The sequence below is a fragment of the Rhizobium sp. PAMB 3174 genome, from assembly GCF_052908375.1.
This window is the reverse complement of the sequence record NZ_CM128608.1, coordinates 1,541,493-1,556,109: the sequence shown is the minus strand read 5'-3', so window position 1 is coordinate 1,556,109 and position 14,617 is coordinate 1,541,493. Positions and strand designations below refer to the sequence as shown.

Here is a 14,617-nt window from a genome sequence, read left to right as displayed (position 1 = left end):
TTGCCACAATCGGGATATCCAGTATTTCTTTCGCATTTTTTGACACCCGGCCCAACAAAGGCCGCTTCCGGAAGGTCAAAGGTTGGAAATGCCGCCGCCCATGGTAACGTCCAGGGGAATCGTCCGCACTCTATGGGATACAGCGAAATGCGCCGCCTTCTCCTTTGCCTTTCCATGCTTCTGGCTCCCGCTCTGGCTTGCGCCGAGCCCGTCCACGGCATCGCCATGCACGGAGATCCGGCACTGCCGTCCGACTACAAGAACTTCCCTTACGTCAATCCGGATGTGAAGAAGGGCGGCGAGATCACCTATGGCGTCGTCGGCACCTTCGACAGCCTCAATTCCTTCGTGCTGAAGGGCATGCGCACCACCGCCCGCGGCATCTGGGATCCGGAATATGGCAATCTCTTCTACGAGTCGCTGATGACGCGGTCCTCCGACGAGCCCTTCAGCCTCTACGGGCTGCTCGCCGAAAGCGTCGAGTGGGACGACGACCGCACCTATATCCAGTTCAATCTCAATCCCAAGGCGCACTGGCAGGACGGAAAGCCGGTCACCGCCGATGATGTGATCTTCTCCTTCAACCTGCTCGCCGACAAGGGCCGCCCGCCTTACAACAACCGGCTGAAGACAGTCGAGAAGATGGAGAAGGTGGGCGAGAACAGCGTGCGCTTCACCTTCAACGACAAGGCGAACCGGGAAACGCCGATGATCATCGCCATGTCGCCGATCCTGCCGAAGCACGCGATCAATCCCGACACATTCGAGCAGACGTCGCTCGACATTCCGGTCGGATCCGGACCCTACAAGATTAAGTCTATCACGCCCGGCGAGCAGATCGTCTACGAGCGGGATCCGAACTACTGGGGCAAGGATATTCCCGCCAAGGTCGGCTTCGACAATTACGACAAGATCACGGTCAAGTATTTCCTCCAGCAGTCGACGCTGTTCGAGGCCTTCAAGAAGGGCAACGTCAACGTCTATCCGGAGGGCGATGCAACGCATTGGGCCCGCGCCTACGACTTCCCGGCGGTCCAGAACGGCGACGTGATCAAGGAGACGGTCAAGCCTGGTCTGCCGTCCGGCATGCTCGGTTTCGTCTTCAACATGCGCCGGCCCGTCTTTCAGAACGAGAAGCTGCGTGAAGCCCTCACCTGGTCGCTCGATTTCGAGTGGATGAACAGGAACCTCTACGGCAACCAGTTCCATCGCACCGAAAGCTTCTGGCAGAATTCCGACCTTGGCGCCTATGGCCACGCCGCCGACGAGCGGGAGCTGAAACTGCTCGGCCCGGCGAAGGACAAGCTCGATCCGGCCATTCTCGCCGGCACCTACGAGTTCCCGGTGACCGACGGTTCGGGCAGCGACCGCAAGGTGCTGCGCAAGGCCGTCGATCTCTTCAAGGAGGCAGGCTACACGATCCAGGGGCGTCAGATGGTGGGTCCCGACGGCAAGCCGCTCGCCTTCGAGGTCATGACCCAGAACGCCGACCAGGAGAAGATGGCGCTGGCCTATCAGCGCACGCTGAAGCTGATCGGCGTCAACATGGCGATCCGCACCGTTGACGACGCGCAATACCAGAGCCGCTCGAACAGCTACGACTACGATGTGATCATCAAGGCCTATCCATCCTCCCTCTCGCCCGGCGCCGAGCAGCTCTATCGCTGGGGCTCCATTTCGAAGGACCTGGAAGGCACGTACAATTATGCCGGTGTCGCCGACCCGGATATCGACCGGATGATCGAGGCGCTGCTGGCCGCCCGCAGCCAGGAGGATTTCACGGCCGCGGTGCGCGCCTACGACCGGCTGCTGGTCGCCGGCCACTACGTCATCCCCCTCTACTATGTCGGCGAACAATGGGTCGCTCGCTGGAAGCAGATCGAGCATGTCGAAAAGGCGCCGCTCTATGGCTACCAGCTCGAAACCTGGTGGGATGCCAGGGCTCAATAACCACGACGTGGGTAGTTACCTCCGCGTAACGCCTTGAAGTTCGAAGCCTTCCGGCCTAGGTCTGGCAAAAAGCCAAAGCCGGAAGGACCCCGTTCATGGAAAAGCTCGTCATCGATGTCGTCTCCGACGTTGTCTGCCCCTGGTGCTATCTCGGCAAGGCCCGGCTGGAAAAGGCGCTCGCCGAAGTGGCCCCGCAAGGCATCGAGGCCGAGGTGACGTTTCGTCCCTTCCAGCTCAATCCGGACTTCCCGCCAGAAGGCGTCGATCAGCGCGCGCACCTTGCCGCCAAGTTCGGCGGCGAGGAAGCCCTCGACCGTGCCCATGCCCAGCTGACGGAACTCGGCAAGGAAGACGGGATCGACTACCACTTCGACAAGATCAAGGTCGGTCCGAACACGCTCGATGCGCACCGCCTGATCCATTGGGCCATGCAGGAAGGCAACGATGTCCACCAGAAGGTCGTCGATCTGCTGTTCAAGGCCAATTTCGAAGAGGGACTCAACATCGGCGACGCCGGCGTTCTGCTCGACATCGGCCAAAAGGCCGGCCTCGACCGCGCCGTTGTCGAACGCCTCCTCTATTCGGATGCGGACAAGGACACCGTGAAGGACGAGATCCAGCAGGCACAGAAAATGGGCGTCAGCGGCGTGCCCTTCATCATCATCGATCAGAAATATGCGGTCAGCGGCGCCCAGCCCGCACAGGTGCTCGCCAATGCCTTCCGTCAGATTGCCGCAGAGAAGGAACGGGGCAGCGCGAATCTGAATTGACGGCAAAGGGCCACAGTCTTAGAGCAGGTTCGATCTGAGCGCATTCGCAAGACACGATGCGGCGACAGGGTTGAAATGCGACCGGAGCAGGATGTGGCAATTGCCGCAGGGAGGAGCCGGTCAGCGTTGAAGACCGCCGGCCGACGAATGACGGATGCGCCCGATCGATTGAACGTCTCACTCTCCCGTATCCAAGAGACCGCGACCCATGCGCAATGATTTTGCCCTCAAGGGCGTCCTGATCGCTTTCGGCTCGTTTGCCGCGTTTTCCTTCAGCGACGCGTCGGTGAAGATGATCGAAGGCCGCATCCCACCTTACGAATCGGCCTTTTTCGGTGCGCTTCTCTCGCTGCTCGCCCTGCCCTTTCTGAAGAAGCGCTCGGACCGCTGGCTCGACACTGTCCGCAGTGTCAACCGGCCACTCTGGATGTTGCGATTCGTCTGTTCGGCGATCGGGGCGATCACCAGCGTCACGGCCTTCACGCATCTGTCGATGGCAGAAGCCTTCTCGCTGATCTTCCTGCTGCCGTGTTTCGTCACCATCATGTCGGTGATCTTCCTCAAGGAAGAGGTCGGCATTCGTCGCTGGAGCGCCGTCATCCTCGGCTTCATCGGCGTTCTGGTCGTCCTGCGCCCCGGCTTTCGCGAGCTCGGAATCGGTCACGCCGCCGCCCTCGCTGCCGGTCTGGCTGCGGCGATCAACATCGTCATCATGCGCGGCATCGGCCCGTCTGAAAAAAGCATCTCATTGTTCGGCGCCGGTTCGCTCGGCGCACTGATCATCTGCGCCGGTGTCATGGCGCCGACCTTCACCATGCCGGAAGGGCATGAATGGCTGCTGCTGCTCGGCTACGGCATCCTCGGAGCGCTCGGAAACGTGCTCTTGATGTATGCGACCTTCTATGCGCCCGCCGCGGTCGTCAGTCCTATCCAGTACAGCCAGATGATCTGGGCGATCATCCTCGGCTACCTGATTTTCGGAGACGGCGTCGACGCGCCCATGCTGCTCGGGATCGGTCTCATCATCGGCTCCGGCCTGATCACGCTGGTGCGCGAACGCAAGCGCGGCGTCGCCATGCCGCCGCCGGTCGCGCCCAACACCCAGGCCGCCGTCGCGATCAGCGACGACGCGCTCACCAATCCCGACGACGCGAACGCTACTTCAGCAGTCCCGCCAGCTGGGTCATGATGACGCCGGCACCGGCCAGGCGCTTTTCCGGGGTCGGCAGGTCGCGCAGGAAGAACACGCTCTGATCCGGACGGATCTTCGCCATCGAGCCCTGCCTGGCGATGAAGCCGACAAGGCTTGCCGGATCCGGGAATTCCTTGTTGCGGAACTGCACGACGATGCCCTTCGGACCGGCTTCCAGCTTCTCGACATTCGCCTTGCGGCAGAGCGCCTTGATGTAGACGATCTTGAGGAGATGCTGGACCTCGATCGGCAGCGGGCCGAAGCGGTCGATCATCTCCGCGCCGAACGCGTCGATCTCCTGCAGGTCCCGGATTTCGCCGAGACGACGATAGAGGCCAAGCCGCAGATGCAGGTCCGGCACGTATTCATCCGGGATCATCACCGGCGTGCCGACGGAAATCTGCGGCGACCAGCCGCTGTCGTGGATCTCTTCCTCGCCCTTCACCTCGGCAACGGCCTCTTCCAGCATCTGCTGGTAGAGTTCGAAACCGACTTCCTTGATGTGGCCGGACTGTTCCTCGCCCAGCAAATTGCCGGCGCCGCGGATGTCGAGGTCGTGCGATGCGAGCTGGAAGCCCGCGCCCAGCGTGTCGAGCGACTGCAGCACCTTCAGGCGCCGTTCGGCGGTCGCCGTCAGCGTCTTGTTGGCCGGCAGCGTGAACAGCGCAAAGGCGCGGACCTTGGAACGGCCGACGCGGCCGCGCAGCTGGTAGAGCTGGGCAAGGCCGAACATGTCGGCCCGGTGGACGATCAGCGTGTTGGCGGTTGGCACGTCGAGGCCGGATTCGACGATCGTCGTCGACAGCAGCACGTCGTAGCGCCCGTCATAGAAGGCGTTCATGATGTCTTCGAGCTCACCCGCCGCCATCTGGCCATGGGCGACCGCCACCTTCAGTTCCGGGCAGTCCGACTGCAGGAAGGCGTGAATGTCTGCAAGGTCGGCAAGCCGCGGGCAGACATAGAAGCTCTGGCCACCGCGATAGTGCTCGCGCATCAGCGTCTCGCGGATCACCAGCGGATCGAACGGCGAGATGAAGGTGCGCACCGCCATGCGGTCGACCGGTGGCGTGGTGATCAGCGACAGTTCGCGCACACCCGTCATGGCCAGCTGCAGCGTCCGCGGGATCGGCGTCGCCGACAACGTCACGACGTGAACATCCGATTTCAGCTCCTTCAGCCGTTCCTTGTGCTTCACCCCGAAATGCTGCTCCTCGTCGATGATCAGGAGGCCAAGATTGGCGAACTTGATGCCGGAGCCGAGCAGCGCATGGGTTCCGACGACGATGTCGGTCTTCCCTTCGGATACTTCCTTCTTGGTCAGCGCCAGTTCCTTGGCGCCAACGAGGCGGGACGCCTGCTGCACGCGGATCGGCAGGCCGCGGAAGCGCTCGGAGAAGGTCTTGAAATGCTGGCGGGCGAGAAGCGTCGTCGGCACGACGACCGCCACCTGCACGCCGTTCATTGCGGCGATAAAGGCGGCCCGCAGCGCCACTTCCGTCTTGCCGAAACCAACATCACCGCAGATTAAGCGGTCCATCGGCTTGCCGGCGGCGAGATCCTCGCGCACCGCCTCGATGGCATTCATCTGGTCTTCCGTCTCGTCGTAGGGGAAGCGGGCCGCAAATTCGTCGTAGATCCCCTCAGGTGCTGCAAGCGCCGGGGCATGACGCGTGACGCGCTCCGCGGCGATGCGGATCAGCGCGCCGGCCATGTCGAGCAGCCGCTTCTTCAGCTTCGCCTTGCGTGCCTGCCAGGCGACGCCGCCCAGCTTGTCGAGCTGCGAGTCGGAGCCATCCGCCGAGCCGTAACGCGACAGAAGCTCGATGTTTTCGACCGGCAGGTAGAGCTTGGCCTCGTCGGCATAGTGCAGGAGCAGGCAGGCATGCGGCGCACCGGCGGCCTGGATGGTTTCCAGCCCCACGAACCGGCCGATGCCGTGCTGGGCGTGAACGACGAGCGCGCCCTCCTCCAGCCCCGCCACCTCGGAGATGAAGTCCGAACCGCGCTTGCGCCGCTTCGACCGGCGCACCATGCGGTCGCCGAGAATATCCTGTTCGCCGATGACGGCGACGTCACCCAGCTCGAAACCGGATTCGACGCTGAGAACCGTCGAGGCCGCCTCGCCCTTTTTGAGGCTTGCCAGTTCCTTGAAGCTTGAGACCGGCTTGATCTTTTCCAGCCCGTGCTCGTCGAGCACCTGCAGCAGACGGTCGAGAGAGCCTTCGGACCAGCCGGCGATCAGCACCTTCGAACCCTTGGCGCGCTTGTCGGCGATATGCTTGACAGCAATGTCGAAAACGTTGACGCGGTCGGTCTCGGCTTTGGCCTCGAGTGTAGAAGTCGCCCAGCGCGGTCCGGCATGGGCGTCGAGATTGATGACGGGCCGGGTTTCACCCTCGTGCTCGTTGAAGGGCGAAAGGCGGATCGCGCCAAAGGCTTCCAGCCCGGCCTTGAACTGATCGGCGCCGAGATAGAGCATGCCGGGCGGAACCGGCTTGTAAGGCGTGCCTTGCGAAAAGCCGGCCTTGCCGGAATCGCCGGTCGTCCGCCGCGCGTCGTAATAGTCCTCGATCAGCTTGAAGCGTTCCTCCGCCGCCTGCAGCGCCGTATGGTCGGTGACGATGCGGAAGCCGGAAAGGTAATCGAAGACTGTCGAAAGCTCATCGTGGAACAGCGGCAGCCAATGCTCCATGCCGGCATAGCGCCGGCCCTCGGAAATCGCCGCATAAAGCGCATCGTCGCGGGTCGCCGCGCCGAACAGGCTGAGATAATTCTTGCGGAAGCGGCTGATCGTTTCCGGCGTCAGGCTGACCTCGCTCATCGGGTTGAGGTCGAGCGTTCTCGCCTGGCCGGTGGTCCGCTGGCTGGCCGGATCGAAGGAGCGGATCGATTCCAGCGTATCGCCGAAGAAATCGAGCCGCACCGGCTCATCGGCGCCGGGAACATAGACGTCGAGGATGCCGCCACGCACGGCGAATTCGCCGACCTCGCGCACCGTCGAAACGCGCTCGAACCCGTTGGCGGCCAAGCGGTCCGCGATATCCTCCATGCGGATCTGGTTGCCGGGCCTTGCCGAAAAGGTCAGGCTCTCGATCACCGGAGCCGGCGTCAGCCGCTGCAGCATCGCATTGACGGTGACGAGGACGATTGCCGCATGCGGCTTCTTCTGATGCGCTACGAGGCCGGCGAGCGCCGACAGACGGCGGGCGGACGTATCTGCGCTCGGTGACACCCGGTCGTAGGGCAGACAGTCCCAGGCAGGCAGGCTCAAGACCGGAATTTCCGGAGCGAAGAAGCCGAGCATCTGTTCGAGGTCGCTCACCACCTGTCCGTCGGAGACGACATAGGCCACAGGCTTGCCGGTGCGCGCCAGTTCGGCGATCAGCAACGGCTCCATGCCGGAAGGCACATTGCCGACAGTCAGGGCGGAGGCGTCTTCCGCCAGTCTCTTGGCATCAAAACCGGGTATCATGGGACCTTACGGGAATTGTCAGGAAGCTGTCTTCGGATCGAAATCCGGAACATAGGAACAGATTTTGGAAAACAAGGGCGTCAGCATCCGTTCGGGCGTCGCCTCCGCGCCGGTCACCCATTTCACCAGATCATTGTCCTCCTCCTTCATGATCAACTCGAGCTCGTCGAGCTGATCGTCAGAGAGGTCGGAGATATTCTCCTCGGCGAACTGGCCGAGCACCAGATCCATTTCGCGAATGCCGCGGTGCCAGCAGCGGAAAAGGATGCGGCGGCGGCGGGGATCGAGATCGGCGCTGGTGCGGGAGAGACCGGTCATGAGCGGAACCTTTCGTTTGACGCTTCTATAGACGGTGATTTCGCAAATGTCAGCCTTGCAAATGGCGCGAATGTCGTCTCTTTTCGTGCCATGCGCCCGGCCCTCCTCGATCCCCTGTTTGCTTCCGTTTCGTCGCTTGCCGGCGTCGGCCCGAAACTCGCCGACACGCTGGCGCGGCTGTTCGGCCGCGAAGACGCCGACGACTGCCGCGTAATCGACGTGCTGTTTCATGCTCCCTACGCGCTCATCGACCGGCGCAAGCAGCCGGGAATCGCGCTGGCGCCGCAAGGCGCGATCGTCACCGTCACCGGCCGCGTCGACCGCCACCAGCCGCCGCCGAACAGCCGTTCCAACGTGCCTTACCGCGTGTATCTGCACGACGACACAGGCGAACTGACGCTGGTCTTCTTCCATGCCAAGTCCTCATGGCTGGAAAAGTCTCTGCCCGAGGGCGAAACGGTCATCGTTTCCGGCAAGATCGACTGGTTCAACGGCCGCGCCTCCATGGTCCATCCCGACCACATGGTCACCGAGGATCGCGCCGGCGAGCTGCCGCTCGTCGAGCCGGTCTATCCGCTGACGGCGGGTCTCTCGCCCAAGGTGCTGCGACGGGCGGTCGAGCAGAGCCTGGAACGCCTGCCCGACCTGCCGGAATGGCTGGATGCGGCGTTCACCGGCAAGCAGCGCTTTCCCTCTTTGAAGGAAGCCTTCGACTGCCTCCACAATCCAAGCGACGATGCCGACATCGATCCACAATCGCCGTCCCGTCGCAGGCTTGCCTATGACGAGTTCCTGGCCGGACAGCTGTCACTGGCGCTCGTCCGCCAGCGCATCCGCAAGGTCGCGGGGCGACCGGTTCAGGACAAGGGCGTGCTGCGCGAGAAGATCGCCTCCTCCCTGCCCTTTTCGCTGACCAACAGCCAGACGATGGCAATCGCCGACATCCTGAAGGACATGGCGGGCACGGATCGGATGCTGCGCCTGCTGCAGGGCGACGTCGGGGCCGGCAAGACGCTTGTGGCGCTGATGGCCATGGCGGCGGCGGTCGAAAGCGGCGGCCAGGCCGTTCTCATGGCGCCGACGGAAATCCTTGCCCGCCAGCATCTGGCGACGATCACCCCGCTTGCCGCCGCGGCAGGGATCACCGTCGAAATCCTGACCGGCAAGATGAAGGCCGCCGAGCGCCGCGAAGCGCTGGAGCGTATCGCCAGCGGCGAGGCACAGATCATTCTCGGCACGCACGCGCTCTTCCAGGACAGCGTCGCCTATCACGACCTGTTGCTCGCCGTCGTCGACGAGCAGCACCGCTTCGGTGTGCACCAGCGGCTGCGGCTGACCGCCAAGGGCATCTCGCCCCACATGCTGGTCATGACCGCCACCCCGATTCCGCGAACCCTGGTGCTCGCCGCCTTCGGCGACATGGACGTCTCCAAGCTGACCGAAAAGCCCGCCGGGCGTAAGCCGGTGCAGACCGTCACCGTACCGATGGAACGCATCGCCGATATCATTGGCCGACTAAAGACGGCGATCGCCGAGGGCAAGAAGGCCTACTGGATCTGCCCGCTGGTCGAGGAATCCGATGTCTCCGACCTGATGTCGGCCGAGGAACGCCACGCCGTCCTGACCCGGGAACTCGGCCCCGGCGTTGGCCTTGTCCACGGCCGCATGTCCGGCATCGAGAAGGACGAGGTGATGGGCCGCTTCAAGTCGGGAGACCTGCGGCTTCTGGTGGCGACGACCGTCGTCGAGGTTGGCGTCGACGTGCCGGATGCCACGATCATGGTCATCGAGCATGCCGAACGCTTCGGGCTTGCCCAGCTCCACCAGCTGCGCGGCCGCGTCGGTCGCGGCGCGGAGGCCTCCAGCTGCATCCTGCTCTACAAGGGCCCGCTCGGCGACACCGGCCACGCCCGCCTGTCGATCATGCGCGACACCGAGGACGGTTTCGTCATCGCCGAGGAAGACCTGCGCCTGCGCGGCGAAGGCGAGCTGCTCGGCACCCGCCAGTCGGGCACGCCGGGTTTCCGCTTCGCGAGCCTAGAAGCCCATGGAGATCTACTGGAGACTGCGCGCCGCGATGCGTCCTACATGATCGAGAAGGATCCCGACCTGCTGTCACCACGTGGTGACGCGCTCCGAACGCTCCTCTATTTCCACCGCCGCGATGAGGCCGTGCGCTTCCTGAGCGCGGGCTGATCACGCCTCTTCGGGTGTCTTGACGAGCTTCGACTTGTACTCGGGCGTGATGATGCCGCCGGAAATCAAGAGCTTGGTCGCATCTTCCGGCGACATGTCGAGTGGCACGACCTTGTTCTTCGGCACGTAGAGCAGGAAGCCCGCGGTCGGAACCGGTGTCGGCGGCACGAAGACGGCGATCATCTCCTGCCCGAGTTCGTCGAATTTCTCGGCCAGTTCCCCCTGCGGCTCGGACGAGATGAACGCGACCACCCAGGTTCCGGGCGTCGGGAATTCGACCAAGCCGACCTTGCGGAACGACGTCGACTGTTCCTTGAGAACGGTCTCGAAAATCTGCTTCAGGCTTTTATACAGCGTTCGCACCAGCGGCATGCGGTGCAGGATGGAATCGCCGAAACTGAAGATCGACCGACCGATCAGGTTCTTGCCGAGAAAGCCGATCAGCGTGATGATGATCATGGCGATCAGCAGACCGAGACCGGGAATGGCGATCGGCAGATATTTTTCCGGATTGTAGTACGGTGGGATATACGGTGTCACCCAGCTGTCGGCCCAGCGGATGAAGGTAAGCGTCAGCCAGATCGTGATGGCGATCGGCGCGCAGATGACCAGCCCGGCGAGAAAATTGTTCCGCAGACGGGAGGCAAAGGAATCGCGCTTCAGCTCTTCGGGCATAGACTCTATGATCGCTATCGGGATTGGAGTGGGCCTTCGGGGATCGCCGTCCCCTGACAGGCTGACAATGCCCAAGCCCGCAGCAAGAGGCAAGCGCCAGAGACGATAAAATTCCCGCGAGCGTCAGGGATTGAAGGCCGGGTCGAAGTGGACTGCAGTCTTCGGAAACGGCCCGGCAAAGCCGATGGCCATGAAATAGGCCGCCGGCGCACCGGCGTAAATCAGTCCCGTGTGCTGAACGAATCCGTGGCGCATGTAATAATTCGGATCGCCGAGGACGACGCAGCCGGCCGCGCCGCGCTCCTTAAGCTCATTGAGACCAGTTTCGATCAGCCGGCTGCCCACCCCGGTTCGCTGATGGGCGGGTATGACCGAGATCGGACCGAGTCCGTACCACCCGGCAGTGCCGTCGCTCAAACTCACGGCCGAATAAGCCGCATGACCGATGATCCGGCCTTCCGCCTCCGCCACGAGGGATAGCGAAAGAGCCCCTTTGTCACGCAGCCGCGCAGGAATGAGATGTTCGTACCCGGCGGCAAAAGGCATGTCGAGGAAGCCCGCCCGCGTCACCTGCTCGATCGCCGAGTAATCCTCTTCCTTTTCCGGCCTGATGGAGATCATTCCACCGTCACCGACTTGGCAAGGTTGCGCGGCTGGTCGACGTCCGTGCCCATGAAGACGGCCGTGTGATAGGCAATCAGCTGGATGGGCAGCGAGAAGACCATCGGCGCGATGATCTCGTCGACATTCGGCAGAACGATCGTCGCCATGGTCGGCAGGTTCGAGGCCGCAGCGCCCTTTTCGTCCGTGATGAAGATGATCCTGCCGCCGCGCGCCGCAACCTCCTGCATGTTGGAAACGGTCTTCTCGAAGAACCTGTCATGCGGCGCAATCACGATCACCGGCATGTTTTCGTCGATCAGCGCGATCGGGCCATGCTTCAGTTCGCCCGCGGCATAGCCCTCGGCGTGGATGTAGGAAATCTCCTTGAGCTTCAGCGCGCCTTCCATGGCGAGCGGATAGCTGGTGCCGCGACCGAGATAGAGCACGTCCCGGCAGCGTGACAGTTCGCGCGCCAGCGATTCCATCTGCGGCTGGATGAGGTTCAGAACCCGCGACATGATGCGCGGCATTTCGGCGAGGTGCTTGACCATCGCCTGTTCGTCGGCCGCATCGATCGTCCCGCGCGCCTTGGCCGCAGCGATCGCCAGCGACGCCAGAACGCCGAGCTGGCAGGTGAATGCCTTGGTGGAGGCGACCCCGATCTCCGGACCGGCCAGTGTCGGGAAGATTGCATCCGCCTCGCGCGCAATCGTCGATTCGGTCACATTGACGACCGCGCCGATCTTCAGCCCCTGCCCGCGGCAATAGCGCAGCGATGCCAGTGTGTCGGCCGTCTCGCCGGACTGCGAAATGAAGAGCGCTGCCTGCGTCGGCGCCAGCGGCATCTCACGGTAGCGGAACTCCGATGCGACGTCGATCTCCACCGGCAGGCGCGCATAGCGCTCGAACCAGTACTTTCCGACCAGTCCGGCCAGATAGGCCGTGCCGCAGGCGGAGATCGCCAGACCCGTCGCGGAGGCGAAATCGATCCCGTCGGCGACCTTCGAGACACGATTGGTGGAAAAGTCGACATAATGTCCGAGCGCGTGCGAAATTACCTCGGGCTGCTCGTAGATTTCCTTCTCCATGAAGTGCTTGTGGTTGCCCTTGTCGACCACATAGGCGGTCGCCTGCGAGATCTGCCGGGGACGGCTGACGGGCTTGCCGGAAAAGTCGATGATTTCCGCATCCTCGGCGGTAATCACCGCGCAATCGCCGTCGGCGAGATAGGTGATCTCGCTGGTAAACGGCGAGAGCGCGATCGCGTCGGAGCCGAGGAACATCTCGCCGCGGCCGTAGCCGATGGCAAGCGGCGGACCGGAGCGCGCGCCGATGATCGTGCCGGGATCGTTGCGAAACATGACGGCGAGTGCGAACGCGCCGGTGACCCGCCCCAGCGTCGCCAGAACCGCCTCGCGGTTAGACATGCCGGCTTTCAGGTAATGCGCGATCAGATGGGCGACGACTTCCGTATCGGTCTGTGTTGAAAACACGGCCCCGGCGACGGTCAGCTCGTCCCGCAATTCGGAAAAGTTCTCGATGATGCCGTTGTGGACGACGGCAACGCCGTCCACGAAATGCGGATGGGCATTAGTCTCGTTCGGCACGCCATGCGTCGCCCAGCGTGTGTGCGCAATGCCCGTGAAGCCGGCCAGCGGCTCGCCGTCGAGTTTCTTTTCGAGATTGAAGAGCTTGCCGGGGGCGCGACGCCGCTCCATGACGCCGTCATGGACGGTCGCCACGCCGGCTGAATCATAACCGCGATATTCCAGACGCTTCAGCGCATCGACCAGACGTTCCGCAACCGGCGCCTTGCCGACAATTCCAACAATTCCACACATGCAACAACCCTGCGCTTATCACTCGGTTGCAGCACTCCTAACCATTCCGGCGCAATACGCAATCCTTGCCGATTCACATTGAATTTCGGCAGGTTAATGGACAAATTGCCTCTGTCGCGACCGACGTCAGCGGCCGGCATCCTTCGCTGCTTTCTTGGCGGCCTTGATGGCGAGGTTGCGCTCGCGGATGACGGTTGCCCGGCCCGGCTTCATCTCCTGGCGTGCCCGGCCGAGCGCAAGCGCTTCCTCCGGCACGTTCTCGGTGATCACGCTGCCGGACGCGACGAGCGCGTTCACGCCGATGCTGACCGGGGCGACAAGCGCGGAGTTCGATCCGATGAAAGCCCCTGCCCCGATGTCCGTATGGTGCTTGTTCACCCCGTCGTAGTTGCAGGTGATCGTGCCGGCGCCGATGTTCGCGTCGGCCCCCACGGAAGCGTCACCGATATAGCTGAGGTGGTTGACCTTGGCGCCCTTGCCGATGTCGGCATTCTTCACCTCGCAGAAGTTGCCGACCTTCGATCCTTCCGCCAGATCGGCGCCCGGCCTCAGCCGTGCAAACGGGCCGACCGACGCGCCGGCAGAAACATGCGCGCCCTCGATATGCGAAAAGGCATGGATCACCGCGCCGCCGTCGATCGTCACACCCGGGCCGAACACGACATTGGGCTCGATAAACGCGTCCTGGCCAATCTCGGTATCATAGGCGAGAAACACCGTTTCCGGGGCAATCATCGTCACGCCGGAGACCATCAGTTCATGGCGACGGCGCTCCTGCCAGAAGCGTTCGATCATCGCCAGTTCGGCACGGTTGTTGCAGCCGGCGAGCTCGGCCTCCGGGGCGTCGACGACCGTCGTCCGTCCACCGAGCGAGCGGGCAATTTCGACCAGATCGGTCAGGTAATACTCACCCTTGGCGTTCTGGTTGCCGATCTGGCTCAGAAGGTCGATTGCCTTCCGGCCGTTGATCGCCATCAGGCCGCTGTTGCAGCGGGTGATCTTGCGCTCCTCGTCGGTCGCGTCCTTTTCCTCGCGGATCGCCAGAAGCTCGCCGTTCTCGACGATCAGCCGGCCATAGCCGGTCGGCTTGGCCGTCTCGAATCCGATGACGACCACGTCGTTTCCGGCGGCAAGGCCTTCACGGGCGGCGAGAAACGGCGCGGCGGTCACCAGCGGCACGTCGCCATAGGTGACGAGGATGTCGTCATAACCACGCTCGATCGCCTCACGCGCCGTGAGTACGGCATGTCCGGTTCCAAGGCGCTCGGTCTGCAGGAACGCCTCGACGGCCAGACCATCGACGGAGGCGGCCTTGGCCACCTCGTCGGCATTGCGACCGACCACCAGCGCCGCATCCGCGATCCCGGTGGCGGCCACAGCGGCCATCACATGGGCGATCATCGGACGCCCCGCGATCGGATGCAGGACCTTGGATTTGTTCGATTTCATCCGCGTGCTGTCGCCGGCGGCAAGGACGATCGCGAGACAGGTACGGTCGTTCATTCTCTCTTCTCCGAATTGATCGTTCGCCACACGCCCGTGGGCGGGATGAAGCCCGGCAGTCAGTCGACAGGCCGCCGGGATTGATAGCAACAGAATC

The 14,617-nt window shown here is 63.1% G+C and carries 10 protein-coding genes; 4 read left to right on the top strand and 6 right to left on the bottom strand.

The annotated features are described in order from the left end of the window. Positions 1-147: 147 nt before the first annotated feature. From ACU5AY_RS07360 to ACU5AY_RS07350, 3 genes are all read left to right on the top strand, one after another. A complete protein-coding gene (locus ACU5AY_RS07360) occupies positions 148-1,950 on the top strand; it encodes an extracellular solute-binding protein (RefSeq protein ID WP_446828577.1) in 1,803 nt (600 codons plus the stop codon). 95 nt (positions 1,951-2,045) lie between these two features. Then, the gene (locus ACU5AY_RS07355) at positions 2,046-2,720 is read left to right on the top strand and encodes a DsbA family oxidoreductase (RefSeq protein ID WP_446828576.1); all 675 of its coding nucleotides are present in this window, start codon (positions 2,046-2,048) and stop codon (positions 2,718-2,720) included. A gap of 208 nt (positions 2,721-2,928) precedes the next feature. Further along, positions 2,929-3,909, top strand: coding sequence for a DMT family transporter (locus ACU5AY_RS07350; protein ID WP_446828575.1), 981 nt, complete (start codon positions 2,929-2,931; stop codon positions 3,907-3,909). Here ACU5AY_RS07350 and mfd read toward each other — a convergent pair. Then, on the bottom strand, positions 3,878-7,384 hold the full coding sequence (gene mfd, locus ACU5AY_RS07345) for a transcription-repair coupling factor (protein ID WP_446828574.1): 3,507 nt from the start codon (positions 7,382-7,384) through the stop codon (positions 3,878-3,880). The two genes, ACU5AY_RS07350 and mfd, sit on opposite strands and share 32 nt — an antisense overlap. Positions 7,385-7,402: 18 nt before the next feature. Then, positions 7,403-7,702, bottom strand: coding sequence for a succinate dehydrogenase assembly factor 2 (locus ACU5AY_RS07340; protein WP_446824124.1), 300 nt, complete (start codon positions 7,700-7,702; stop codon positions 7,403-7,405). Between the two features lie 90 nt (positions 7,703-7,792). Between ACU5AY_RS07340 and recG the strand changes: the two genes are divergently transcribed. After that, a complete protein-coding gene (gene recG, locus ACU5AY_RS07335; RefSeq protein WP_446828573.1) occupies positions 7,793-9,898 on the top strand; it encodes an ATP-dependent DNA helicase RecG in 2,106 nt (701 codons plus the stop codon). On the opposite strand, the gene ACU5AY_RS07330 is transcribed toward recG, so the two are convergent. The 4 genes from ACU5AY_RS07330 to glmU form a co-directional block, all read right to left on the bottom strand. Continuing rightward, positions 9,899-10,573 carry a DUF502 domain-containing protein gene (locus ACU5AY_RS07330; RefSeq protein WP_446828572.1) on the bottom strand — a complete coding sequence of 225 codons (675 nt, stop codon included), beginning with the start codon at positions 10,571-10,573 and terminating at the stop codon, positions 9,899-9,901. A 123-nt stretch (positions 10,574-10,696) separates the two neighbouring features. Continuing rightward, positions 10,697-11,194 carry a GNAT family N-acetyltransferase gene (locus ACU5AY_RS07325; protein WP_446828571.1) on the bottom strand — a complete coding sequence of 166 codons (498 nt, stop codon included), beginning with the start codon at positions 11,192-11,194 and terminating at the stop codon, positions 10,697-10,699. Next, complete coding sequence (glmS, locus tag ACU5AY_RS07320; RefSeq protein WP_446828570.1) at positions 11,191-13,017, bottom strand: glutamine--fructose-6-phosphate transaminase (isomerizing); 1,827 nt, start codon at positions 13,015-13,017, stop codon at positions 11,191-11,193. Before glmS ends, ACU5AY_RS07325 begins: the two co-directional genes overlap by 4 nt. Before the next feature lie 126 nt (positions 13,018-13,143). After that, positions 13,144-14,520 carry a bifunctional UDP-N-acetylglucosamine diphosphorylase/glucosamine-1-phosphate N-acetyltransferase GlmU gene (gene glmU, locus ACU5AY_RS07315; protein ID WP_446828569.1) on the bottom strand — a complete coding sequence of 459 codons (1,377 nt, stop codon included), beginning with the start codon at positions 14,518-14,520 and terminating at the stop codon, positions 13,144-13,146. Between the last annotated feature and the right edge of the window lie 97 nt (positions 14,521-14,617).

Coding starts and splice junctions, on each gene's coding strand:
- ACU5AY_RS07330 (WP_446828572.1), bottom strand. CDS start 10,573: ATGCCCGAAGAGCTGAAGCGCGATTCCTTTGCCTCCCGTCTGCGGAAC.
- glmU (WP_446828569.1), bottom strand. CDS start 14,520: ATGAACGACCGTACCTGTCTCGCGATCGTCCTTGCCGCCGGCGACAGC.
- ACU5AY_RS07355 (WP_446828576.1), top strand. CDS start 2,046: ATGGAAAAGCTCGTCATCGATGTCGTCTCCGACGTTGTCTGCCCCTGG.
- mfd (WP_446828574.1), bottom strand. CDS start 7,384: ATGATACCCGGTTTTGATGCCAAGAGACTGGCGGAAGACGCCTCCGCC.
- ACU5AY_RS07340 (WP_446824124.1), bottom strand. CDS start 7,702: ATGACCGGTCTCTCCCGCACCAGCGCCGATCTCGATCCCCGCCGCCGC.
- ACU5AY_RS07360 (WP_446828577.1), top strand. CDS start 148: ATGCGCCGCCTTCTCCTTTGCCTTTCCATGCTTCTGGCTCCCGCTCTG.
- recG (WP_446828573.1), top strand. CDS start 7,793: ATGCGCCCGGCCCTCCTCGATCCCCTGTTTGCTTCCGTTTCGTCGCTT.
- ACU5AY_RS07325 (WP_446828571.1), bottom strand. CDS start 11,194: ATGATCTCCATCAGGCCGGAAAAGGAAGAGGATTACTCGGCGATCGAG.
- glmS (WP_446828570.1), bottom strand. CDS start 13,017: ATGTGTGGAATTGTTGGAATTGTCGGCAAGGCGCCGGTTGCGGAACGT.
- ACU5AY_RS07350 (WP_446828575.1), top strand. CDS start 2,929: ATGCGCAATGATTTTGCCCTCAAGGGCGTCCTGATCGCTTTCGGCTCG.